Origin of the sequence: Ferrimonas marina, from assembly GCF_900129905.1 — a bacterium.
GTDB lineage: Bacteria > Pseudomonadota > Gammaproteobacteria > Enterobacterales > Shewanellaceae > Ferrimonas > Ferrimonas marina.
In genome coordinates this window covers 19,687-43,063 of record NZ_FQXG01000016.1, presented here as the reverse complement: position 1 = coordinate 43,063, position 23,377 = coordinate 19,687, and the positions used below count along the sequence as shown (strand labels likewise).

19 protein-coding genes, 2 tRNA genes and 1 pseudogene are annotated in these 23,377 nt (G+C 63.1%); 2 read left to right on the top strand and 20 right to left on the bottom strand.

From position 1 onward, the window contains the following. Position 1: 1 nt before the first annotated feature. The 7 genes from BUC04_RS23320 to recA all read right to left on the bottom strand — a co-directional run bounded on the left by BUC04_RS23320 (position 2) and on the right by recA (position 6,179). Positions 2 to 78, bottom strand: a tRNA-Arg gene (locus BUC04_RS23320). Between the two features lie 4 nt (positions 79 to 82). Then, a tRNA-Ser gene (locus BUC04_RS23315) sits at positions 83 to 173 on the bottom strand. A gap of 201 nt (positions 174 to 374) precedes the next feature. After that, positions 375 to 572, bottom strand: a complete 198-nt coding sequence (csrA, locus tag BUC04_RS23310; protein ID WP_067666038.1) for a carbon storage regulator CsrA — start codon at positions 570 to 572, stop codon at positions 375 to 377. Positions 573 to 675: 103 nt separating this feature from the next. Beyond that, a complete protein-coding gene (locus BUC04_RS23305; protein ID WP_067666035.1) occupies positions 676 to 1,896 on the bottom strand; it encodes an aspartate kinase in 1,221 nt (406 codons plus the stop codon). 16 nt (positions 1,897 to 1,912) lie between these two features. Beyond that, complete coding sequence (gene alaS, locus BUC04_RS23300) at positions 1,913 to 4,537, bottom strand: alanine--tRNA ligase (protein WP_067666032.1); 2,625 nt, start codon at positions 4,535 to 4,537, stop codon at positions 1,913 to 1,915. Positions 4,538 to 4,685: 148 nt separating this feature from the next. Continuing rightward, complete coding sequence (locus BUC04_RS23295; RefSeq protein ID WP_067666029.1) at positions 4,686 to 5,138, bottom strand: regulatory protein RecX; 453 nt, start codon at positions 5,136 to 5,138, stop codon at positions 4,686 to 4,688. Between the two features lie 3 nt (positions 5,139 to 5,141). Beyond that, the gene (gene recA, locus BUC04_RS23290; RefSeq protein ID WP_067666026.1) at positions 5,142 to 6,179 is read right to left on the bottom strand and encodes a recombinase RecA; all 1,038 of its coding nucleotides are present in this window, start codon (positions 6,177 to 6,179) and stop codon (positions 5,142 to 5,144) included. A gap of 265 nt (positions 6,180 to 6,444) precedes the next feature. On the opposite strand from recA, the gene BUC04_RS23285 reads away from it, so the two are divergent. After that, entirely contained in the window at positions 6,445 to 6,849 is a 405-nt protein-coding gene (locus BUC04_RS23285) for a hypothetical protein (protein ID WP_067666023.1), read from the top strand. A gap of 188 nt (positions 6,850 to 7,037) precedes the next feature. After that, entirely contained in the window at positions 7,038 to 9,569 is a 2,532-nt protein-coding gene (gene mutS, locus BUC04_RS23280; protein WP_067666050.1) for a DNA mismatch repair protein MutS, read from the top strand. A gap of 57 nt (positions 9,570 to 9,626) precedes the next feature. Here mutS and rpoS read toward each other — a convergent pair whose 3' ends face one another. The 13 genes and pseudogenes from rpoS to rlmD form a co-directional block, all read right to left on the bottom strand. Next, complete coding sequence (rpoS, locus tag BUC04_RS23275; protein ID WP_067666019.1) at positions 9,627 to 10,619, bottom strand: RNA polymerase sigma factor RpoS; 993 nt, start codon at positions 10,617 to 10,619, stop codon at positions 9,627 to 9,629. Positions 10,620 to 10,694: 75 nt separating this feature from the next. Beyond that, entirely contained in the window at positions 10,695 to 11,555 is an 861-nt protein-coding gene (locus BUC04_RS23270) for a peptidoglycan DD-metalloendopeptidase family protein (protein WP_234977491.1), read from the bottom strand. 42 nt (positions 11,556 to 11,597) lie between these two features. Then, positions 11,598 to 12,236 (bottom strand): protein-L-isoaspartate(D-aspartate) O-methyltransferase, encoded by a 639-nt coding sequence (locus BUC04_RS23265; protein ID WP_067666013.1) that lies wholly within the window; start codon positions 12,234 to 12,236, stop codon positions 11,598 to 11,600. Further along, positions 12,233 to 12,982, bottom strand: coding sequence for a 5'/3'-nucleotidase SurE (surE, locus tag BUC04_RS23260; RefSeq protein ID WP_067666047.1), 750 nt, complete (start codon positions 12,980 to 12,982; stop codon positions 12,233 to 12,235). The genes BUC04_RS23265 and surE overlap by 4 nt, the downstream gene beginning before the upstream one ends. A gap of 249 nt (positions 12,983 to 13,231) precedes the next feature. After that, positions 13,232 to 14,221 (bottom strand): annotated as a pseudogene (gene truD, locus BUC04_RS23490) (tRNA pseudouridine(13) synthase TruD); the annotation flags it as partial. Then, on the bottom strand, positions 14,214 to 14,690 hold the full coding sequence (gene ispF / locus BUC04_RS23245; protein WP_067666010.1) for a 2-C-methyl-D-erythritol 2,4-cyclodiphosphate synthase: 477 nt from the start codon (positions 14,688 to 14,690) through the stop codon (positions 14,214 to 14,216). The gene ispF and the pseudogene truD, both read right to left, overlap by 8 nt. Before the next feature lie 10 nt (positions 14,691 to 14,700). Continuing rightward, positions 14,701 to 15,384, bottom strand: coding sequence for a 2-C-methyl-D-erythritol 4-phosphate cytidylyltransferase (gene ispD / locus BUC04_RS23240; protein ID WP_067666007.1), 684 nt, complete (start codon positions 15,382 to 15,384; stop codon positions 14,701 to 14,703). 19 nt (positions 15,385 to 15,403) lie between these two features. Then, positions 15,404 to 15,688, bottom strand: a complete 285-nt coding sequence (gene ftsB / locus BUC04_RS23235) for a cell division protein FtsB (protein ID WP_067666044.1) — start codon at positions 15,686 to 15,688, stop codon at positions 15,404 to 15,406. Between the two features lie 147 nt (positions 15,689 to 15,835). After that, positions 15,836 to 17,131: a phosphopyruvate hydratase gene (eno, locus tag BUC04_RS23230; RefSeq protein WP_067666004.1), complete on the bottom strand. Its 1,296-nt coding sequence runs from the start codon at positions 17,129 to 17,131 to the stop codon at positions 15,836 to 15,838. Positions 17,132 to 17,199: 68 nt separating this feature from the next. Next, the gene (locus BUC04_RS23225) at positions 17,200 to 18,837 is read right to left on the bottom strand and encodes a CTP synthase (RefSeq protein ID WP_067666001.1); all 1,638 of its coding nucleotides are present in this window, start codon (positions 18,835 to 18,837) and stop codon (positions 17,200 to 17,202) included. Between the two features lie 127 nt (positions 18,838 to 18,964). Beyond that, positions 18,965 to 19,765, bottom strand: a complete 801-nt coding sequence (gene mazG, locus BUC04_RS23220; protein ID WP_073326197.1) for a nucleoside triphosphate pyrophosphohydrolase — start codon at positions 19,763 to 19,765, stop codon at positions 18,965 to 18,967. Further along, complete coding sequence (gene relA / locus BUC04_RS23215; protein ID WP_067665998.1) at positions 19,762 to 21,957, bottom strand: GTP diphosphokinase; 2,196 nt, start codon at positions 21,955 to 21,957, stop codon at positions 19,762 to 19,764. The genes mazG and relA overlap by 4 nt, the downstream gene beginning before the upstream one ends. A 57-nt stretch (positions 21,958 to 22,014) precedes the next feature. After that, positions 22,015 to 23,346, bottom strand: a complete 1,332-nt coding sequence (gene rlmD / locus BUC04_RS23210) for a 23S rRNA (uracil(1939)-C(5))-methyltransferase RlmD (protein WP_067665995.1) — start codon at positions 23,344 to 23,346, stop codon at positions 22,015 to 22,017. Between the last annotated feature and the right edge of the window lie 31 nt (positions 23,347 to 23,377).

The following is a 23,377-nucleotide window of genomic DNA, read 5'->3' as shown; positions in this document are numbered from 1 at the left end:
ATGGCGCGTCCGGGAGGATTCGAACCTCCGACCGCCTGGTTCGTAGCCAGGTACTCTATCCAGCTGAGCTACGGACGCGTAATGGCGGTGAGAGAGGGATTCGAACCCTCGATGAGCTATTAACCCATACGCCCTTAGCAGGGGCGCGCCTTCAGCCACTCGGCCATCTCACCGTTGCGGGGCGTATATTACGGTGCAGGGAAAATATGTCAAACCCTTTTTCGGGGTCAAACGCACTGGCTGCGCGGTTTTTCGCCAAAGGCAAAGGAACGGAAGAAAAAGCAGGGAGAGGGGGGATTTATGGCCCTGTCGGAATGACGTAGAGAGGCGACAGGGCACAAAAAAGCCGGCGTCAAAAACGCCGGCCATTGGGATCAGAAGTTGCCGCTAGGCGCGCTGCCGCCTTCTTTTTCCGCTTGAATTCGCATGTAGATCTCTTCACGGTGCACAGACACCTCTTTCGGCGCATTAACACCGATACGGACCTGGTTACCTTTCACACCCAACACGGTCACGGTTACTTCGTCACCAATCATCAGGGTTTCGCCCACACGGCGAGTCAAAATCAGCATTCTTTGCTCCTCTCTCTCTAACTCATTCCGCAGCGGCGGTAGAATCTTGTCGCAGTATTATAGAGTTTTCAATTCTATTAAATCTATAGCCGCTGGTGAGGATTTACTCAGTTGCGGCCAAATTAAAGGCACTATGGAGGCTGCGCACGGCCAGTTCCAGGTACTTTTCTTCCACAGCCACGGAGATCTTGATCTCCGAAGTGGCAATCAACTGAACGTTAATGCCTTCCTGGCCAAGGGTCTGGAACATGCGGCTTGCCACCCCAGTATGGTTCTTCATGCCGACACCCACAACCGAAACCTTACAGAGGCCGTCGTCCCCCTTGAGGCGATCGATCCCCAGCTGGGCGATGACCGGCTGCAACAGCGCCTCAGCCTGACTGAAGTCACTGCGCTGTACGGTAAAGGTGAAGTCGGCCCGCCCCTCGCCGGTGGTGGTGTGCACGATCATGTCGACCTCGATGCCCGCATCACTGATGGGCGTCAGGATCTGAGCAGCGACATTGGCCTCGTCCGGCACCCCAACCAGGGTGAGGCTGGCTTCATCCCGGCTGAAGGCGATGCCGGACACCAAAGGTGCGTCCATGGACAGCTCCTCGTAGGTGATCAGGGTTCCCTCTCCGGGCTGGAAGCTGGAGAGTACCCGTAGCGGCACATTATAGCGGCCAGCGTATTCCACCGAGCGGATCTGCAACACCTTGGCACCCAGGCTGGAGAGCTCCAGCATCTCCTCGAAGGTGATGGTGTCCATCTTACGGGCCCGGGGTTCGACCCGGGGATCCGTGGTATAGACCCCATCCACATCGGTGTAGATCTGGCACTCATCGGCTTTCAGGGCCGCCGCCAGGGCCACCGCGGTGGTGTCCGAGCCACCCCGGCCCAAGGTAGTGACGTCGCCGGTGGGATTGCGCCCCTGGAAGCCGGCCACAATGGGGATGATCTGCTGTGACAGCAGCTCATCCAGGCGCTCGGTCTCCACCCGCTCAATGCGACCGCGACCGTGGCGCTGGTCGGTGCGGACGCCGGCCTGGTCCCCCAGCAGCGCCTGGGCCTTGAGGCCACGCTTTTGCAGCGCCATGGCCATCAGGCTGATGGAGATCTGTTCGCCGGTGCTGACCAGCAGATCCAGCTCGCGGGGATCCGGATCGGCCGCCACCTGGTGGGCCAGGCCCAGCAGGCGATTGGTTTCGCCGGCCATAGCAGACAGCACCACCACCAGGGCATCACCGGCCCGGGCACAACGTGCGATGTGATCGGCGACCGCCTCGATGCGCTCAAACGAGCCCACCGAGGTACCGCCAAACTTTTGTACTAATAGTGCCACTGAGGCTCCGAATCGATTACAACTGCTCGGTCAGCCAGGTCTTGGCTGCATCCAACGCGGCGGGCAGCGCAGCGGCATCGGTGCCACCGGCCATCGCCATGTCGGGACGGCCACCGCCCTTACCACCGACCTGCTGAGCCACCAGGTTGACCAGCTCACCGGCCTTGACCTTGGCGGTCAGGTCCTTGGTCACCCCGGCAATCAGGCCGACCTTGCCGCCAGCGACGTTGCCCAGCAGCACGATGCCGCTGCCCAGCTGGTTCTTCAGGTCGTCCACCATGCCACGCAGGGCCTTGCTGTCGGCGTTCTCCAGCTGGCTGATCAGCACCTTGGTGCCGGCGATCTCGATCGCCTGGTCCACCAGGTTGGCGGAGGCGGCAGCGGCCAGCTTCTGCTTAAGCTGATCCAGCTCTTTCTCCAGCTGACGGTTGCGATCCAGCAGGCCCTGCACCTTAGAGGCGACGGAAGCGCTGTCACCCTTAACCAGGCTGGCGGTTTTTGCCAACTGGGCCTCCTGATCCGCGACGTAGGCCAGGGCACCGGCCCCGGTCACCGCTTCGATACGGCGGACGCCGGCGGCGATGCCGCCCTCGGAGACGATCTTCATCAGGCCGATGTCGCCGGTGCGCTGGGCGTGGATACCACCACAGAGTTCCACCGAGTAGTCGCCCATGGTCAGCACGCGAACCTCGTCGTCGTACTTCTCACCGAACAGCGCCATGGCGCCCTTGGCCTTGGCGGCGTCGATGTCCATCAGCTCGGTTTCGATGGCGTGGTTGATGCGGATCTGCTGGTTGACCTGGGCTTCGACCTGGGCCAGCTCGTCGGCGGTCATCCCCTCCAGGTGAGAGAAATCGAAGCGCAGACGGTCTGCCATCACCAGCGAGCCTTTCTGGGTGACGTGCTCCCCCAGTACATTGCGCAGGGCGGCGTGCAGCAGGTGGGTGGCGGAGTGATTCAGCTTGATGGCGTCGCGACGCTCGGCATCAACCTGGGCCTCAACCTGGTCACCCAACGCCAGGGCGCCGCTTTGCAGCTTGCCCTTGTGGGTGATCGCCTCACCGGTTTTCTGGGTGTCAAACACCTGGAACAGGCCGGCTTCGGTGCGCAGCAGCCCGGTGTCGCCCACCTGGCCGCCGGATTCGGCGTAGAAGGGGGTGTTGTCCAGTACCAGCAGCGCCTCGCTGTCGTCGGCCAACTGCTCAACCGCATTGCCGTCGACGTAGATACCTTGCAGGGTGCCCTGCTCCGCGGTGTGGTCGTAGCCGCAGAAACTGGTGGCACCGTCGATGGTCAGCACCTTGCTGTAGTCGGTGCCAAACTGGCCGGCGTCACGGGCACGCTGGCGCTGGGCCTCCATCGCCGTCTCGAAGCCCGCCTCATCGATGGTGAAGCCGCGTTCGCGGGCCACGTCGTTGGTCAGGTCTGCCGGGAAGCCGTAGGTGTCGTAAAGCTTGAACACGGTGTCGCCGTCCAGCTCTTTGCCGTCCAGGCTGTCCAGGGCGTCGTTGAGCAGGGCGATGCCGCGATCCAGGGTACGGGCAAAGTTCTCTTCCTCGATCTTGAGGACCTTCTCCACCATCGGCTGCTGCTTCTTCAGCTCCTCGCCGGCGCTGCCCATCACCTCGGCCAGCTCACCCACCAGCTTGTAGAAGAAGGTGTCATTGGCGCCCATCTTACGGCCGTGACGAACGGCACGGCGGATGATGCGGCGCAGTACGTAGCCGCGGCCTTCGTTGGAGGGCATGACGCCATCCACGATCAGGTAGGCACATGAGCGGATGTGGTCCGCCACCACGCGCAGGGACTTGTTGTCCAGATCGGTGGCACCGGTGACCTCGGCGGCGGCCTTGATAAGGCGCTGGAAGATATCGATGTCGTAGTTGGAGTGGCCGCCCTGCATGATGGCCGCCACCCGCTCGATGCCCATGCCGGTGTCCACTGCCGGCTTGGGCAGGGGCTCCATGGTACCGTCGGCGTGACGGTTGAACTGCATGAACACAATGTTCCAGATCTCGATAAAGCGATCGCCATCCTCTTCCGGGGTGCCAGGGCGGCCACCCCAGATCTCTTCACCGTGGTCGTAGAAGATCTCGGTGCAGGGACCGCAGGGACCGGTGTCGCCCATCTGCCAGAAGTTATCGGAGGTGTAGGCAGGCTTACCCGGCTTGTCGCCGATGCGGATGATGTTGGCTTCCGGTACGCCGATCTCCTTGGCCCAGATGTCGAAGGCCTCGTCGTCGGTCTGGTACACGGTCACGCACAGCTTCTCAGCCGGCAGTTGCAGCACCTGGGTCAGGAAGTTCCAGGCAAAGCGGATGGCGTCCTGCTTGAAGTAGTCGCCAAAGCTGAAGTTGCCCAGCATCTCGAAGAAGGTGTGGTGACGGGCGGTGAAGCCAACGTTTTCCAGGTCGTTGTGTTTACCGCCGGCACGGACGCAGCGCTGGGCGCTGGTGGCTCGCACGTAGCTGCGCTGTTCCGCCCCCAGGAAGCAGTCCTTGAACTGGTTCATCCCGGCGTTGGTGAACAGCAAGGTGGGATCGTTATGGGGAACCAGAGAACTGGAGGGCACCACTTCGTGCCCCTCTTTGCGGAAATACTCCAGAAACGCAGTCCGGATCTCAGCGGTGGTCATGTGCATACGGTCATCCTGAAAATACGATCGATTGCCGCAGGCTAATGCTGGGCAGCGCGGCGATACAAACGGCCAATTATATCCGTAACCTTACCGTGCAAACCAGCGTTGCGACGCAATCGACCCCCGGGATCCGAGGCTTAACCCTGTTTTTTTACTCTTCACTCAGGGCGTAGCGGATCTGCTCCATGTCAAAGCCCCGGTAAGCCAGGTAGCGTTGTACCTTCTGTCGCTGTTTAAAGTCTGCCACCGGCCCTTCGCCAAACTTGCGCTGGCGGGTGTCGCGACACAGCTCGAACCAGTCGATCTCCGGCTGGGTCAGAGCCGAGCGGATCAGCTCATCCGCCACCTGACGCTCACGCAGCTCCATCCGCAGCCGCATCGGGCCCTTGCCTCCCTGGCTGCGGTAGCGCACAAACAGCTGGGCAAAGCGCGCGTCATCCAGGTAACCCAGCTCGGTCACCCGTTCAACCGCGGCCTGGATCTCATCCACAGAAAAGCCGCGAAGGCGCAGCTTTTGCTGCAGCTCTCCGCGGCTATGATCACGGCGGGACAGCAGTCCCACCGCAGCGGCCAGTGCACTCTGGCCCGGCTTTTTCTCGCTCACCGATTAAGACAGTTCGGCGTTTTCCACCGCTTCGTCTTCGTCGGTCGGCTTGGCAACCACCAGCAGCTGCTCACGCAGCAGGCCTTCGATCTCGTTGGAGATCGCCACGTTTTCCTTCAGGAAGCGGATGGAATTGGCCTTACCCTGACCGATCTTCTCACCTTTGTAGCTGTACCAGGCGCCGGATTTCTCCACCAGCTTCTGCTTCACACCCAGGTCGATCAGCTCGCCCTCCTTGGAGGTACCCTCGCCGTAGAGGATCTGGAATTCAGTCTGTTTGAACGGCGGTGCCACCTTGTTCTTCACCACCTTCACCCGGGTCTCGTTACCCACCACCTCATCGCCATCCTTGATGGCACCGATACGGCGGATATCCAGACGAACGGAGGCGTAGAACTTCAGCGCGTTACCACCGGTGGTGGTTTCCGGGCTGCCGAACATCACGCCGATCTTCATCCGGATCTGGTTAATGAAGATGCACAGGGTGTTGGAGCGCTTGATGTTGGCGGTCAGCTTACGCAGGGCCTGGGACATCAGGCGGGCTTGCAGGCCAACGTGGGAGTCGCCCATCTCACCCTCGATCTCCGCCTTCGGCGTCAGCGCCGCAACGGAGTCGACGATCACCACGTCCACCGCGCCGGAGCGTACCAGCATGTCGCAGATCTCCAGGGCCTGTTCACCGGTGTCCGGCTGGGACACCAGCAGCTCGTCGACGTTCACACCCAGCTTCTCGGCGTAGACCGGATCCAGGGCGTGCTCGGCATCAACGAAGGCACAGGTCTTACCCTGCTTCTGAGCTTCTGCCACAACCTGCAGGGTCATGGTGGTTTTACCGGAGGACTCAGGACCGTAGATCTCAACGATACGGCCGTAAGGCAGGCCACCAATACCCAGGGCAATATCCAGGCCCAGGGAGCCAGTGGGGACCGACTCGATATCCAAAGTGGTGGCATCCCCCAACCGCATGATGGAGCCTTTACCAAACTGTTTCTCAATCTGACCAAGCGCGGCACTGAGTGCGCGTTTTTTGTTGTCGTCCATTTCCTGCCTCGTTGTGGGGGATAGGGTTTGATTTGATGGGCCTAGTATACTGTACAGTCATACAGTATCAACCCTGTTGCGCAATTTCCTTACCGATCCGTGCCCTCACTTAAGATGCTGTGTCCAGTGGTACCGAGCCGAGTCGCAAATTGACCTGTCCCTGGCGGCGATGCTGAGGTGTGATGCCTTAACGGCCATCAGCGGACACACCCCGTCGTGCCGTCATATCGCCCCCTGTCCCTGAGAAGCACCCCGAGGTATGCCAATGACAGAGCCAAAAAAGACGCAACGCAAGATACCCGCCCGCCTGCGAACCGGTCGGTTTCGGATCCCCGCCGCTGACCGGGCCACCTTTGCCCGTCGCGGTGCCATCGGCATCAGTGTGACCCTGAGCCTGTTTGGCCTGTCACAGTGGCTGGCCCTGCCCTGGCTGTGGTCGCTGTGGACCCTGTTCCTGCTGTTTCGTATCCCCTATATGGTGCTCTGTCGCATGACCGACATCTCCCCGCGCTGGCGCTGGCACCTGACCGTGGGCGCCCTGGGGCTGCACACCCTGTTCGCCTTGATCCAGCCCTGGTTGATGTTGCTGACCCTGGCATTCGCTCACGGCTACCCGGGCCGAACGGTGCGCCACGCTCGCGGCCATAACTGGCTGTTGCGTCCCGCTTAGTTTGATCCTGGCCCGTTCGGCTGAACCGTTCGCCGGGGCCCGATCACGGATAACGGAGACCGCCTCACGCCGGCCAATCCTGCTGCTGAGACCGCCCCACCTTTCAGGTATCATGGTGCGCTTGCACAGATACCGACGGAGACTTCGTGGCCAAGCTCACCCCCGCTGACCTGGAACAGCACACGCCGATGATGCGGCAATACCTCACCATCAAAGCCCAGCACCCTGAGGTGCTGCTGTTCTACCGCATGGGCGATTTCTACGAACTGTTCTTTGACGACGCCAAGCGTGCGGCCCAGTTGCTGGACATCTCCCTGACCGCCCGAGGCCACGCCGCCGGCGATCCCATCCCGATGGCCGGGGTGCCCTACCACGCGGTGGAGGGCTACCTGGCCAAGCTGGTGCAGCGCGGTGAGTCTGCCGCCATCTGCGAACAGATCGGCGATCCCGCCACCAGCAAGGGGCCGGTGGAACGAAAGGTGGTGCGCATCGTCACCCCGGGCACGGTCACCGACGAGGCGTTGCTGGAGGAGCGGCAGGACAACCTGCTGGCGGCGGTCTACGAGCTGCGCGGCCAATACGGCTACGCCACCCTGGATATCGCCTCCGGCCGCTTCGTGGTGAACGAGCTGGCGGATGACGAGGCGCTGGCGGCGGAGCTGCAGCGCACCCGCCCGGCGGAGCTGCTCTATCCGGAGCTGTTTGCTCGCATGGATCTGCTGGAGGGCTACAAGGGGCTGCGGCGCCGACCGGAGTGGGAGTTTGAACTGGGCACCGCCCGTCAGCTGCTCAATGGCCAGTTTGGCACCCGGGATCTCAGCGGCTTTGGAGTGGAGCACAACGAGCGAGCGCTATGCGCCGCCGGCTGCCTGCTGCAGTACGTCAAGGATACCCAGCGTACCGCCCTGCCCCACCTGCGCAGCATCACCAAGCAGCAGGATGGCCACCACATTGTGCTGGATGCGGCCACCCGCAAGAACCTGGAGCTGACCCAGAACCTCTCCGGCGGCAGTGACAACACCCTGGCAGCGGTGCTGGACAGCAGCGCCACCGCCATGGGCTCGCGCCTGCTCAAACGCTGGCTGCACCAGCCGCTGACCCAACGCAGCGAGCTGGAGGGTCGACTGGACAGCGTCAGCGCGATCAAGGACAACGGCCTGTACGTCGAACTGGCCGACACTCTCAAGCCGGTGGGCGATCTGGAGCGGGTGCTGGCCCGATTGGCGCTGCGCAGCGCCCGCCCCCGCGACATGACCCGATTGCGCCAGGCGCTGGGCCAGCTGCCGGCACTGCAGGAACTGCTGACCGAGCTGTCCGGCAACAAGGTGCAGCAGCTGCATCAGCGCATTGGTCAGTTCCCGGAGCAATTAGCCCTGCTGGAGCGTGCCATCTGCGACAACCCGCCGGTGGTGATCCGCGACGGCGGGGTACTGGCCGAGGGCTACAACGCCGAGCTAGATGAACTGCGGGCCTTGTCCCGGGGCGCCACCGACTACCTGGACCAAATGGAGCAGCGGGAGCGGGAGCGCAGTGGCATCGCCACCTTGAAGGTGGGCTACAACAAGGTGCATGGCTACTTTATCGAGGTCAGCCGGGCCCAGTCGGCACTGGTACCGGCGGACTATGTGCGTCGCCAGACCCTGAAGAACACCGAGCGCTACATCATTCCGGAGCTCAAGGCCCACGAAGACAAGGTGCTGACCAGTCAGAGCCAGGCCCTGGCACTGGAGAAGCGGCTGTACGAGGAGCTGTTCGACCTGCTGATGCCGGCCCTGGCGGCCCTGCAGGAGTGTGCCTTTGCCTGTGCCGAGCTGGACGTGCTGCAGACCCTGGCGGAGCGGGCCGAAACCCTGGGCTACTGCCGACCGCAGCTGACCGAGACCCGCGGCATCGCCATCGATGGCGGTCGCCATCCGGTGGTGGAGCAGGTGCTCAAGGAGCCCTTCATCGCCAACCCGGTGCACCTGAGTCCGGAGCGGCGGATGCTGATCGTCACCGGCCCCAACATGGGCGGTAAGTCCACCTACATGCGCCAGACCGCGCTGATCACCCTGCTGGCCCACATCGGCAGCTTTGTCCCGGCGGAGCACGCGGTGCTGGGGCCGGTGGATCGGATCTTCACCCGCATCGGCGCGTCGGACGATCTCGCCTCCGGTCGCTCCACCTTTATGGTGGAGATGACCGAGACCGCCAACATCCTCAACAACGCCAGCGCCAACAGCCTGGTGCTGATGGATGAGATCGGTCGGGGCACCTCCACCTACGATGGCCTGTCACTGGCCTGGGCCGCCGCCGAGCACCTGGCCAGCAAGCTGCAGGCACTGACCCTGTTTGCCACCCACTACTTCGAGCTGACCCAGCTGCCGGAGCGGATGGCCGGGGTGCATAACGTCCACCTGGATGCGATGGAGCATGGCGACACCATCGCCTTTATGCACGCAGTACAGGAGGGACCGGCCAGCCGCAGCTATGGCCTGCAGGTCGCCGCCCTGGCGGGTGTGCCAAAGCCGGTGGTGCAGGCGGCCAAGCAGCGTCTGGCCTCGCTGGAGCAGCAGGAGCCGATGCCCAGCAGCGCCCAGGTCGAGACCCAGGCCCAGCTGCCGCTGCTGCCGGAGACCCACCCGGCGCTGCTGGCGCTGGAGCGCTGCCAGCCGGATGAGCTGACCCCGCGCCAGGCGCTGGATCTGCTCTACAGCCTCAAGGCCCAGCTCGACAGCTGAGCCAGTCAGGCAACAAAAAACGCCGCCCTCAGGGGCGGCGTTTTGTTTGGGATAACCTTAGGACTTGAACAGGGCCTCAATGGACAACCCCTGGGAGCCGATCAGTTCACGCAGACGGCGCAGCGCCTCCACCTGGATCTGACGCACCCGCTCCCGGGTCAGGCCGATCTCGCGACCCACGTCCTCCAGGGTGGACGGCTCGTATCCCAGCAGGCCAAAGCGGCGGGCCAGCACCTCACGTTGCTTGCCGTTGAGCTCGTCAAGCCAGCGGACGACGGAGTCCTTGATATCGTCATCCTGGGCTTGCACCTCGGGACAGACCCGATCATCATCGGCGATCACATCCAGCAGCGCCTTATCGGAGTCGCCACCGATGGGGGTATCCACCGAGCTGATTTTCTCGTTGAGCTTAAGCATGCGGCTGACGTCTTCCACCGGCTTATCCAGCTTCTCAGCGATCTCCTCGGCGGTGGGCTCGTGATCCAGGCTATGGGCCAGCTCCCGGGCGGTACGCAGGTAGACGTTGAGCTCTTTCACCACGTGGATGGGCAGACGGATGGTACGAGTCTGATTCATGATGGCCCGTTCAATGGTCTGACGGATCCACCAGGTGGCGTAGGTCGAGAATCGGAAACCACGCTCCGGATCGAACTTTTCAACCGCGCGAATCAGACCCAGGTTCCCTTCCTCGATCAGGTCCAGCAGCGCCAGGCCGCGGTTGTTATAGCGTCGGGCGATCTTCACCACCAGGCGCAGGTTGCTCTCGATCATCCGGTTTCGGGATTTGTCGCAGCCGCGCTGAGCACGTCGTGCGTAATACACTTCCTCTTCGGCCGTCAGCAGCGGCGAAAAGCCGATCTCACTGAGGTAGAGCTGAGTTGCGTCCAGGTTTTTCTGCAGGTCATCCTGGACCAGTTGGTCTATGTTGGCGGCCGTCTCTTTGGCCGTCGTGGTGCTGGCTTCGATCTCTCTAGAGGTTCCCACAACCCCTTCATTACCGCTTAAATCAACCGCAGCCATCTCATCGAACGCGTTGCTCTTCAGATTCATTGGCGGATCTCCCAGTTAGTCCCAAACTATCGCTGCTAATGCACGGTTTCCTCCTTGATGTGACAACCGTATCCCCTAACGTTGGGGCAAATAACGCATCGGGTCGACCGACTTCCCGCGGTGTCGGATCTCAAAGTGCAGCATGTGCCTATCGGCATCGGTATTGCCCACTTCAGCGATCTTTTGACCGGCTTCGACCTGTTGTTTTTCTTTCACCAGAATGCGTCTGTTGTGGGCGTAGGCACTGAGAAAATCATCGTTGTGCTTGATGATGATCAGCTTGCCATACCCGCGCAGGGCACTGCCGGCGTAAACCACTCTGCCTGGGGCGGCACTGACCACGGGCGTTCCCTCCGCCGCGGCAATGTCCAAACCCTTGTTGCCTTGTTCCGCGGACGAAAAACCCCGGATCACACGTCCGTTAGTGGGCCAGTGCCAGCGGGAAACCTGCTTGGGCAGAGAGGGACTTGCTGCGGTCTTCACACTCGAAGTTTTGTTATCAACTTGTGAAGACTCAGAGCCAGCATATCGAGGCTGAGAAGTGGGATCAATAGCCGTTTTTTGACGGTTTTGCTGTGCTGAATTAGCGGTTTTCGCTGTGGAAGCCTTGGGCTGACTGGGTTTGGACGCCGTCACAGTCGCTTGTGAGGGCGATCGAACGGCGATCTTTTTTTGATCTGGTTTGACCAGTGTCAGGGTTTGGCCCGGGAAGATCGTATAGGGGGATCGGAGGCTATTGTATTGAGCTAGCGAGCGAAAATCCTTGCCTGAGGCGAACGCGATAGAGTACAGAGTGTCCCCTTGCTGAACCCGGTATTGGCTGCCACGGATGCTGTTGGGGGTGCGATCCTTGTAGGTATGGCCGGTATACACCGAGGCCACCGGCGCCGGTTGCTGCGCCTGAAAGCTGCAGCCTCCAAGCGCCAGTAACAGCACCGCCCATCCTGGGATCCTCACCACCATCCTCATGCCGCCCGCCTACTCGGTGGCTCCCGGCACCAGCGGGACAAAGCGCACCGCTTCCACGTCCCGACTGATAAAGCGATCGCCCTGGCGCTCGATCAGGCGCAGCATCTGCTCCTGCTCCCCCACCGGGATCACCAGCCGACCGCCATCCGCCAACTGCTGCAGCAGGGCATTGGGGATGTCGCTGGCCGCGGCGGTCACCAGGATGGCGCTGAACGGCGCCTTACTGGCCCAGCCCTGCCAACCATCACCGTATTTAAAGGAGATGTTGTGCAGATCGAGCTGCTTAAGGCGACGACGGGCCTGGATCTGCAGGCTCTTGATCCGCTCAATGGTGTACAGGTGCGGCACCAGCGACGCCAGCACCGCGGCCTGGTAGCCACTGCCGGTGCCCAGCTCCAGGATCGGACCCGGTTGCAGGCCATCGAGCAGCAGCTCGGTCATCCGCGCCACGATGTAGGGCTGGGAGATGGTCTGGCCGGCACCGATGGGCAATGCCGTGTTCTCCCAGGCGCGGCCCACCAGGGCGCCGTCGACGAAATGCTGCCGGGGGATCCGGGCCACCGCCTCCAGCACCCGGGGATCGCGGATCCCACCTTGCTGAAGCTGCTGTACCAGGCGGGTTCCATAGCCCTGCGTTGCCAAACTCATAACTGTTTCACCCATCCTTCCAGGCGTTCTAATTGATCGTGTGCGGTCAGATCGACCTTCAGCGGCGTGATAGAGACGTAGCCCTGGGCCACCGCATGGAAATCGGTACCCGGACCGGAATCCTCCTCTTCGCCCGGGGGACCGAGCCAGAAGATGGTGCGCCCGGCGGGATCCGTGGTGCGTACCATCCCCTCGGCCTTATGGCGGGCACCCAGTCGGGTCACCTTGATCCCCTTGATCTGATCGAGCGGCAGATCCGGCACATTGATGTTGAGGATCTGGTCCTTGGGCAGGGGCGAGCGCATCAGCCCTTCAACGATCTGCGCGGTGATTGCCGCGGCGCTGTCGTAGTGCTGCTCGGCTCGGCCGACCAGGGACACGGCAATGGTGGGCAGGCCCAGGTGGCGCCCCTCCATGGCGGCTGCCACGGTGCCGGAGTAGAGGGTATCGTCCCCCAGGTTGGCACCGGCGTTGATCCCCGAAACCACCAGATCCGGCTCCTGCTCCACCAGCTCGCGCACCGCCAGGTGAACACAGTCGGTGGGGGTGCCGTTGACCTGGATGTAGCCGTTGTCCAGCTGCTGGATCCGCAATGGGTTGGTCAGGGTCAGCGAGTTGGAGGCCCCGGAGCAGTTGCGGTCCGGCGCCACGGTGACCACCTCGGCCACCGCCGACAGCGCCTCACTCAAGGCCCGGATCCCCGGCGCATGGACGCCATCGTCATTACTGACCAGGATCTTCATCACCCGCCCATTGTCATCGGTTTTGGGCTGTTCATCAACGACTTGCTCAGGCGCCTGTGGCTCTGGGGCGGATTCAGGCATGATCGCCTCACGCCCGGAGGCGACGGGCACTGCGTCATCCTCGCTGGCTTGTGCCGATACCTCGCGCTCGCGCACCGCGTCATCCTCGCTGGCTTGTGCCGGTACCTCGCGCTCGCGCACCGCGTCAGGATCGAAGGCCTGGGCATCACGGTAATCCACCAGCTCTCGTAGTACGCTGGTGGCAAAGGCGCCGGCGGGCAGCAGGAACTCGACCCAGAACAGATCCTGCTCTACCCAGTGACGCACCCCCTCCGGGCGCAGCAGCATGCGCCGACGCTCCGGCTGCATCCGGGCCGACTGCAGGCCAGAGAGCAGTTGCGGCCAGGCGTCGAGGATCTGCTGCTCGTAGCGACCCGCCTCCCCGGCCGCACCGCCATCGGGATCACCGAACAGCGGCCCGGACAGGCCGATGTCGCCGCTGGCCAGACGCTCGCGATGCTCCTCGGTGACCGGATCGGCAATAAAGAAGCTGTTGCTGCCCGCCAGCATCAGCGGATCGCCGGCCATCGGCGCCAGGCCGGAATGGGCCAGCCGGGCCGACACCACCTGGTTGAACAGGAAGCTACGGGCGGCAGAGAGATAGATGCTGCGCTTGTTGCGATCCTTGACCTTACGGCCCTCGAACATCTCCACCGCCCGGGTGACGTTCATGCCGTTGTGGCCGAAGCGCTGTTCACCGTAATAGTTGGGCACGCCGGGCTGGATTATCGCCAGCCGCTCCGCCAGCCCACTCATCTCCTCCACCCCGCTGATGGCCAGGCGGAAGCGGTTAGCCAGCAGGTTGCCAGGCCGCAGCTTCTTGCGGTGGCGACTGGCCTCCAGCACGGTGAGCTGGTCGTTGTTGAGTTCAGACCATGGCGGCTCCACCTTGCCGGGGATGCGCACACACAGCCACTGACGGGTTACCCCGTGCTTGTCCTTGAGTCCGGCCCAGGACACGTCCCGTTGGGGCACGCCGGCAAACTGGGCCAGGGTCTTGGCCACCTGGTGGGTGGTCAGGCCGCGCTTTTCGATGTGGACCAGGTGGTTCTCACCCTCGCCATCGGGGCGAAAGGGCAGCACCTCGGAGACCTGGAAGTGGTCTGGCTCGGCGCGGATCACGCCGCGGTGCTGGGGTCGGCCGTACAGGTAGTGCCATTGCGGCAGGGTCAGATCAGACATGTTTCAGTAGCACCACCGCTTCGGTGGCGATCCCCTCTTTGCGGCCGGTAAAGCCCAGCTTCTCGGTGGTGGTGGCCTTGACGTTGACATTGGCCAGTTCGGTTTCCAGATCGAAGGCGATGTGGCTGCGCATCTGGGCGATGTGGGGGGCCATCTTGGGCGCCTGGGCGATGATGGTGATGTCCAGGTTGCCGATGCGGTAACCGCGGGCCTTCACCTTGTCGAAGCAGTGGCGCAGCAGCACCCGGCTGTCGGCCCCTTTAAAGGCCGGATCGGTATCGGGGAAGTGGTGGCCGATGTCGCCCAGGGCCAGCGCCCCCAGCAGGGCATCGCTGAGGGCATGCAGCACCACATCGCCGTCGGAGTGGGCCAGCAGCCCCTGCTCGTAGGGCACTGCAACGCCGCCGAGGATCACCGGCCCGTCGCCGCCAAATTTGTGTACATCGTATCCGTGTCCAATGCGGAACATGGCGCCTCCTTCAGGCCAAAAACAGTTGTGCCAGACGCAAGTCGTCCGGGTGGGTCACCTTGATGTTGTCCGGGCGACCGGACACCAGGCGGGGCTGCCAGCCCTGGCGCTCCATGGCGGAGGCTTCATCGGTGATGCTGGCGCCCTGCTGCTCGGCCTCACACAGGGCCCGATGCAGGGCGCCGGCGGGGAACAGCTGCGGGGTCAGGGCATGCCAAAGCTGGGCCCGCTCGACGGTGTGGTCAATACAACCGTCGCCGCCGGCCCGCTTCATGGTGTCCCGCACCGGCGAGGCCAGGATCGCCCCCTGCTCGCCACACTGAGCCAGCAACCTGTCGATGTCCTCATGGCGCAGACAGGGCCGGGCAGCATCGTGCACCAATGCCCAGGCATCCTCAGCCGCTACCGCCTGCAGCGCCAGTCGCACCGAATCGGCACGCTCGGCCCCACCGGTGACCCGGGTCAGGCGGGGATCCGCGGCTTCCGGCAGATCGGAAAAATACTCGTCATCGGGGCCGACGGCGACGATCACCTGGGCCACGCGCGGGTGGGACAACAGACAGGACAGGGTGTGGGACAGGATGGGACGGCCGTGCAGTGGCAGGTACTGCTTTGGCAGGGCCCCGCCCATGCGTTTGCCCACGCCGGCGGCGGGTACCACGGCGTACAGGGTGGCTTGGGGATCAAGCGGCATGAAACTCTCCGGGATCGATTCAGGACTGGGGGGCGCGACGGATAACCCGGTAAAATTGCTCATCGGCGTGGATCATGCCCAACTCATGACGAGCCCGCTCCTCCACCGCATCCAGCCCTTCCCGCAGGTCCTGGATCTCGTTTTGCAGTAACAAGTTTCGCTCCTTCAGCTCGGCGTTGCCCGCCTGCTGACGCTGGATCTGCTCGTTCAGGCGCACCACCTCGCTGAGGCTGTTGTCCCCCAGCCACAGTCTGTGTTGCAGTCCCGCCAATAAAATCAGCAGCAGTACCAGTAAGATCCGCATCATCACCCCCAGTGACAGTTGCCCTGATCTTGGCCTATGCCAAGGCAAAAGAAAAGCGGCAACCGTGCCTTTCTCGCCATTCTGGTGGCGTCATCGCCAAACACAAAAAAGGCCGCCTTGCGGCGGCCTTTTTTCGTCAGCCTAAGATTAGGCCTGACCGTTCACCTCGGAACGACCACGGTAGGGGGCCTTGTCGCCCAGCTGCTCTTCGATGCGCAGCAGCTGGTTGTACTTTGCCACACGATCAGAGCGGCACAGGGAGCCGGTCTTGATCTGGCCCGCGGCGGTGCCCACCGCCAGATCGGCGATGGTGGCGTCTTCGGTCTCACCGGAGCGGTGAGAGATGACGGCGGTGAAGCCGGCGTCTTTGGCCATCTTGATCGCTTCCAGGGTCTCGGTCAGGGAGCCGATCTGGTTGAACTTGATCAGGATGGAGTTGCCGATCTTGTTGTCGATGCCACGCTTGAGGATCTTGGTGTTGGTTACGAACAGGTCGTCACCCACCAGCTGGATCTTGTCGCCCAGGATCTGGGTCTGGTAGGCCCAGCCATCCCAGTCGGACTCGTCCAGGCCATCCTCGATGGAGATGATCGGGTACTGCTGGCACAGCTCGGCCAGGTAGTCGGAGAAGCCGTTGGCGTCGAAGGACTTGTTCTCACCGGACAGGACGTATTTGCCCTCTTTGTAGAACTCGGAGGCAGCGCAGTCCATCGCCAGGGTCACGTCGGTGCCCAGGGAGTAACCGGCGGCTTCCACCGCTTCCTTGATCACCGCCAGGGCGTCGGCGTTGGAGGCCAGGTTCGGCGCGAAGCCACCCTCGTCACCCACCGCGGTGTTCAGACCTTTGCCGGACAGCACCTTTTTCAGGGCGTGGAAGATCTCGGCGCCCATGCGCAGGCCTTCACGGAAGGTCGGCGCGGACACCGGCTGGACCATGAACTCCTGGATGTCGACGTTGTTGTCGGCGTGCTCACCACCGTTGAGGATGTTCATCATCGGCAGCGGCATGGAGTACACACCCGGGGTGCCGTTCAGCTCGGCGATGTGGGCGTACAGCGGCATGCCCTTGGCAGCGGCAGCGGCCTTGGCGGCGGCCAGGGACACGGCCAGGATGGCGTTGGCGCCCAGCTTGTCTTTGTTCTCGGTGCCGTCCAGATCGATCATGATCTGGTCGAGCTCGCGCTGGGCGGTGGCGTCCTTACCCTGCAGGGCCGGGGCGATCAGCTCGTTGACGTTGGCTACGGCCTTGAGCACGCCTTTGCCCAGGTAACGGGACTTGTCGCCGTCACGCAGCTCGAGCGCTTCGCGGGTACCGGTGGAGGCACCGGACGGCGCGCAGGCCATGCCGACGAAACCGCCTTCCAGGTGCACTTCCGCTTCAACCGTCGGGTTGCCACGGGAATCCATCACTTCGCGACCCAGAACCTTGATGATGTTTGCCATCACTATTTTCCTCAGTGTTTTCCAAAAATAAGGAAGCCGGACCCAAGGCCCGGCTTCCCGAAATCAGTTCACTTCAGCTCACCCTTGTTGAAGGTGCCCGCGGCTTTAACAAAGCCCTCAAACAGCGGGTGCCCATCACGGGGTGTGGAGGTGAATTCGGGGTGGAACTGCCCCGCGACAAAGAAGGGGTGGGTCGGGATCTCGATCATCTCCACCAGCTTCTTGTCCGCCGAAAGCCCGGAGAACACCAGGCCGGCACTCTCCAACTGCTCACGGTAGTGGTTGTTCACTTCATAACGATGACGGTGACGCTCAACACAGGTGTCGCCACCGTACATGGCGTGGGCCTTGGTGCCCGGGATCAGGTGGCACAGCTGGCCACCCAGACGCATGGTGCCGCCCAGGTCGGACTGCTCGGTGCGCTCCTCTACCTGGCCATCGGCGTCCAGCCATTCGGTGATCAGGCCTACCACCGGGTGGGCGGACTCGGCGTCAAACTCGGAGGAGTGCGCGCCCTCCAGGCCGGCCACGTTACGGGCGTATTCGATCAGCGCCACCTGCATCCCCAGGCAGATGCCGAAGTAAGGCAGGTTGTTTTCCCGGGCATAGCGGGCGGCCAGGATCTTGCCTTCCACGCCACGCTCGCCGAAGCCACCGGGTACCAGGATGCCGTCGATCCCTTCCAGGGCTTCCACCCCTTTGCTCTCCACGTCCTGGGAGTCGATGTACTTGATGGTGACCTGCAGGCGGTTCTTCAGGCCGGCGTGCTTGAGCGCCTCGTTGACGGACTTGTAGGCGTCCGGCAGCTCAACGTACTTGCCGACCATGCCGATGGTCACTTCGCCGGTGGGGTTGGCTTCTTCGTAGATCACCCGCTCCCACTCGGTCAGGTCCGCTTCCGGGGTGGTCAGGCCAAAGCGGTTAACGAACAGATCGTCGACGCCCTGGGATTTGAGCAGCGCCGGGATCTTGTAGATGCTGTCCACGTCCTTCATGGAGACCACCGCACGCTCCGGCACGTTACAGAACAGTGCAATCTTCTTGCGCTCGTTGGCGGGGATGGCACGGTCGCTGCGGCACACCAGCACGTCCGGCTGAATACCGATGGAGAGCAGCTCCTTCACGGAGTGCTGGGTCGGCTTGGTTTTCACCTCGCCAGCGGCGGCCAGGTAGGGCACCAGGGTCAGGTGCATGAACATGGCACGCTCGCGGCCCAGTTCAGCCGCCAGCTGACGCAGCGCCTCGAGGAACGGCAGGGATTCGATGTCACCCACGGTGCCACCCACCTCAACGATGGCCACGTCGTGGCCCTCGGCGCCGGCGATCACCCGCTCCTTGATGGCGTTGGTGATGTGCGGGATCACCTGGATGGTGGCACCCAGGTAGTCACCCCGGCGCTCTTTGCGCAGCACGTCGGAGTAGATCCGGCCGGTGGTGAAGTTGTTGCGCTGGGTCATCTTGGTGCGGATGAAGCGCTCATAGTGGCCCAGGTCCAGATCGGTTTCGGCACCATCGTCGGTCACGAACACCTCACCGTGCTGGGTCGGGCTCATGGTGCCCGGGTCCACGTTGATGTAGGGATCCAGTTTCATGATGGTGACATTGAGGCCGCGGGCCTCCAGCAGTGCGGCCACGGAAGCAGCGGCAATGCCTTTACCCAACGAGGAGACCACCCCGCCCGTAACGAAGATATAGTTAGTAGTCATGCTGAACCTGAGATAGCTGGGATTGTATTCACCAAAGCGTTCCAACCTTGAGCTGGTTTTGGCGAACTATAGGACGGGCGCTCATTATACTGATCATCGTTTGCAGGGACAATCACTTGAACCTTGTTTAGCGCGACTTTTCGGCCCGCTTCACATCCTGCCAAAACCCCTCGAGCCGCTCCAGCCCGGCCTGTTGGATCGCCACCCCGTGTTGTTCACAAAGTTGCTCCACGCCCCGAAACCTTAGCTCAAATTTGGCGTTGGCTCGGCGCAGGGCCTGTTCCGGATCCACCTTGAGGTGGCGGGCCAGGTTGGTGACCGCGAACAGCAGGTCGCCGACCTCCTCAGCAACCCGCTCGGCATCGCTCGGCTGCTGCTCGGCCTCCTCCAGTACCTCCGCCAGCTCCTCGGTCACCTTGTCCGCCACCGGGCCTAAAGCATCCCAGTCAAAGCCGACGGTGGCCACCCGCTTCTGCAGCTTGGCAGCGCGGGTCAGCGCCGGCAAGGCCTGGGGGATGTCGTCCACCACCGAGTGCTGGTCACGGGCTGCGCGCTCCTGCGCCTTGCTGTCCTCCCAGCGCTGGCGCAGCTTTTCATCCGCCACCGCTTGCTCGGCAAACACATGGGGGTGACGGCGCTCCAGCTTGGCATTGATGCTGCGCACCACGTCGAGAAAATCGAAGCGGCCCTCCTCCTCGGCGATGCGGGCGTAGAACACCACCTGGAACAGCAGGTCCCCCAGCTCACCGGGCAGGGCATCAAGGTCCGCCCGCTCAATGGTGTCCGCCACCTCGTAGGCCTCCTCCAGGGTGTGGGGCACGATGCTGGCGTAGCTCTGGGCCCGGTCCCAGGGGCAGCCGTCCGGGCCACGCAGGGCCGCCATGATCGCCAGCAGGCGCTCGACCGGATGCTCAGGCAGGGCACTCACAGGCGACGGGCCTCGATGACGCCATCGAGCTGGCTCAGGCGGGCCAGGATCCGGCCCAGGGACTCCATGTTATAGAGCTCCATCTTCAGCTGGATGGCGGCGGTCTGCTGCTTGGTGTCGGAGTGGCTGCTCATCTCCAGTACGTTGCTCTTCTCGTTGGCCAGCACCGCGGTGATGTCCCGCAGCAGGCCGGAGCGGTCGTTGGCCACCACCCGCACGGTGACGCTGTAGCCACCGGAGTAGGACTCGCCCCAGACCACCTCGACGCCACGCTCCGGGTGCTGCTTGAGCATGTTGGCCAGCTGCTCACAGCCCTCGCGGTGTACCGATACCCCCTTGCCCTGGGTGATGTAGCCATGGATGGCGTCGCCGGGCAGCGGCTGACAGCAGTTGGCGATGTGGGTCATCAGGTTGCCGACGCCGTTGACCTCCACCTGGCCCTGCTTGCGCGGCTTGGTCGGCGCCGGCTTGGCCAGCAGGTCTTCCACCGCCTGGGCCTCGTCGAACACCTGGCGTGACTGCTTCGATTGCAGGTGGTTGATCACCTGGGTCAGGCGCACATCGCCGCCACCGATGGCGGCCAGCAGATCCTCGAAGGTGTGCATGTTGAAGCGGCTTTCGCAGCCCTGGGCGTCGCTCAGCTTGAGCCCTACCTTGGCCAGCTCCTGCTCCAGCATCTCGCGGCCGGCGGCGGCGTTCTTGTCCTTATCCTGGGATTTGAACCAGGTCTGGATCTTGGCCCGGGCCCGGCTGGTGTGGATAAAGCCAGCGTTGGGGTTGAGCCAGTCCCGCTTGGGGTTGGGCTCCTTGCTGGTGAGGATCGCTACCCGCTGGCCGGTCTGCACCTCGGTGGTGAAGGGCACGATGCGGCCATCGATCTTGGCACCGATGCAGCGGTGGCCCACCTGGGAGTGGATGTAGTAGGCGAAGTCCAGCACGGTGGAGCCGGCGGGCAGATCGATCACGTCGCCGCGGGGGGTAAAGACATAAACCCGGTCTTCGAACACCTGGGAGCGGATCTCCTCCACCAGGTTGCCCGCCTCGACCACGTCCTCCTGCCAGGCCAGGATCTTACGCAGCCAGTTGATCTTCTCCTCGAAGCCACCGGCCTTACCGGTGCTGCCCTCTTTGTACTTCCAGTGGGCGGCGACCCCCAGCTCGGCATCCTCGTGCATCTGCCGGGTGCGGATCTGGATCTCCACCGTCTTGCCCTCGGGGCCCATCACCACGGTGTGGATCGACTGGTAGCCGTTGGGCTTGGGGGTGGCAACGTAATCGTCGAACTCGTTGGGCAGATGGCGCCACTGGGTGTGTACCACGCCCAGGGCACCGTAGCAGTCCTGCAGCCGCTCGGCGATGATCCGCACCGCCCGCACGTCAAACAGCTCATCGAAGGCCAGGTGCTTCTTCTGCATCTTTCGCCAGATGCTGTAGATGTGCTTGGGCCGGCCATAGACCTCGGCGCGGATCCCCTGCTCATCCAGCTGGGCCTGCAGGCCACTGACGAACTGATCGATGTAGCTTTCCCGGTCGATCCGCTTACCGTCGAGCCAACGGGCGATCTCCATGTAGGTGTCCGGGTGCAGGTAGCGAAACGCCAGGTCCTCCAGCTCCCATTTGAGCTGACCGATCCCCAGCCGGTTGGCCAGCGGGGCGTAGATGTCCCGCACCTCCCGGGCCAGGATCACCCGGGTCTCTTCGTCGGCATTCTTGACCTCGCGCAGCAGCACCACCGCCTCCGCCAGCTTGATCACCACCGCCCGCACATCCTCGACCATCGCCAGCAGCATGCGGCGCAGGTTGTCCACCTGGCTGCCGCCCTCGGTGTGCTGGCTGCGCAGGGTGCGAATGGCGTCCATCACCTGGACCGATTGCACCAGGGTGGCCATCGCCGCCCCTTCCCGCTCTTCCAGGGTTTCGCTGTCGAGCAGGCCGGCATCCAGACAGACATAGAGCAGGCTGGCGCGCAGGGTCTCCAGGTCCATGTTCAGTGGCAGCAGGATCTCCACCATCTCACGGGCGCGCATCAACCGGGCCTGGTGGCGCTCGGCGTCGTCACTGGGCAGCTGCTGGCAGAATTGGTAGGTGGTGGCCAATGCCTCCCGCTGCGGGTGGCTCAACTGCAGATTGTCGAGCCATTGAGCCACCGCTTCGGGCGATTCATTGAAATGAATGTGACGAACAGAAACCATGTCCGGCGATCCTCCTTCCTGATGCTGGGATCACTGCGAATAATGCAATTTGGGGGCTTAGGGCTTGGCTGGCACAAACAGCGCCATCGATTCCAAATGGTGAGTATGCGGGAACATCTCGATCAGACCAAGCCTCTGCAGGGAATAACCTTTCTGCAGCAGCACTTTGGCGTCTTTGGACAGGCTCAGTGGGTTACAGGATACGTAGAGGATCCGTTTGGGTTTCAAGGCGGTGAGCCAATCCAGCGCGCCGCAAGCACCGGCCCGGGCGGGATCCAGCAGCACCCAATCCACTGTCCGTTGCCAGCTCGGGTCCGGTTCGTCGCTGTTGAGATCGGCACCATGGAACTCGACGTTATCCAGCCCCAACACCTGGGCGCGCCGACGACCCCGGACCACCATCGCTTCGACCCCCTCGACCCCGATCACCCGACGACTGAGCGGCGCCAGGGCAAAGGTAAAATTACCGCCACCGCAAAACAGGTCGAGCCCCACCTCGTCGGCCTGGGGGGCCAGCCACTGGATCGCCTGGCTTATCATCCCCTGGTTGACCTGGTCATTGACCTGGAAGAAATCCCCGGGCAGGAACGCCGGCTGCGGTCGGTCGCCACCCAGGCTGTAGTGCATCGGCAAAGGCTCAGCGTTCTCCAGGGTGCGAACCGCATCGTCGCCTTGCCAGAGCAGGGTCACCGCCTGGTGCTGGGCAAACTGGGCCAGCGCCTGGCGCTCCTCCCGGCTGGGATCGCGCAGCAGACGCAGTACCACCACCGGTCCCTCTTCGGCCAGCAGCAGATCCAGGTGACCCACCTGGTTGGCCAGGGGCAGCTCGGCCAACAGCGTCTTCAACGGTTGGATCAGGCTGCTCAGCGGTGCCGCCAGCACCGGGCAGTAGTCGATGTCGGTCAGGCGATTGGTGCCCTCCTGGCGAAACCCCATCAACAGCGCGCCCTTGACCCGACGCACCCCGATACGGGCACGGCGACGATAGTGCCAGTCGGGCCCGCTGATCACCGGTGCCAACGGCGGCACCGCGCCGAGCTTATGGGTCAGCAGATCCTGCAGCGCCTGCTGCTTGAACTGGTGCTGGCCGGCCACGCTGGCGTATTGCAGATTGCAGCCGCCACAGCGGCTGAAGTAGGGGCAATGAGGGGCGACACGCTCCGGGTGGCTGTCCAGCCGCTTCTCCAACTGGCCCTCGGCAAAGCGGTGCTTGTCCTTCACCAGGCGAACCCGGCCCCGCTCTCCAGGCAGCAGCTGCTTGACGAACACCACCTTGCCCTGATGGTTGGCCACGCCGTTGCCTTGGTGGTCCATGGCGTCGACCCTGACCTCGATACTCTTGGGCAAGATCTTAGTTTTCTTAGACTTTGCGGAATAAAACTGGGCCATGTTCGTTCGGTTTGATTACAATGGTGGGATC

Coding starts and splice junctions, on each gene's coding strand:
- eno (WP_067666004.1), bottom strand. CDS start 17,131: ATGGCAAACATCATCAAGGTTCTGGGTCGCGAAGTGATGGATTCCCGT.
- mutS (WP_067666050.1), top strand. CDS start 7,038: ATGATGCGGCAATACCTCACCATCAAAGCCCAGCACCCTGAGGTGCTG.
- relA (WP_067665998.1), bottom strand. CDS start 21,957: ATGGTTTCTGTTCGTCACATTCATTTCAATGAATCGCCCGAAGCGGTG.
- ispD (WP_067666007.1), bottom strand. CDS start 15,384: ATGCCGCTTGATCCCCAAGCCACCCTGTACGCCGTGGTACCCGCCGCC.
- BUC04_RS23285 (WP_067666023.1), top strand. CDS start 6,445: ATGACAGAGCCAAAAAAGACGCAACGCAAGATACCCGCCCGCCTGCGA.
- csrA (WP_067666038.1), bottom strand. CDS start 572: ATGCTGATTTTGACTCGCCGTGTGGGCGAAACCCTGATGATTGGTGAC.
- BUC04_RS23265 (WP_067666013.1), bottom strand. CDS start 12,236: ATGAGTTTGGCAACGCAGGGCTATGGAACCCGCCTGGTACAGCAGCTT.
- alaS (WP_067666032.1), bottom strand. CDS start 4,537: ATGCACATGACCACCGCTGAGATCCGGACTGCGTTTCTGGAGTATTTC.
- BUC04_RS23225 (WP_067666001.1), bottom strand. CDS start 18,837: ATGACTACTAACTATATCTTCGTTACGGGCGGGGTGGTCTCCTCGTTG.
- rlmD (WP_067665995.1), bottom strand. CDS start 23,346: ATGGCCCAGTTTTATTCCGCAAAGTCTAAGAAAACTAAGATCTTGCCC.
- rpoS (WP_067666019.1), bottom strand. CDS start 10,619: ATGAATCTGAAGAGCAACGCGTTCGATGAGATGGCTGCGGTTGATTTA.
- recA (WP_067666026.1), bottom strand. CDS start 6,179: ATGGACGACAACAAAAAACGCGCACTCAGTGCCGCGCTTGGTCAGATT.
- ispF (WP_067666010.1), bottom strand. CDS start 14,690: ATGTTCCGCATTGGACACGGATACGATGTACACAAATTTGGCGGCGAC.
- ftsB (WP_067666044.1), bottom strand. CDS start 15,688: ATGCGGATCTTACTGGTACTGCTGCTGATTTTATTGGCGGGACTGCAA.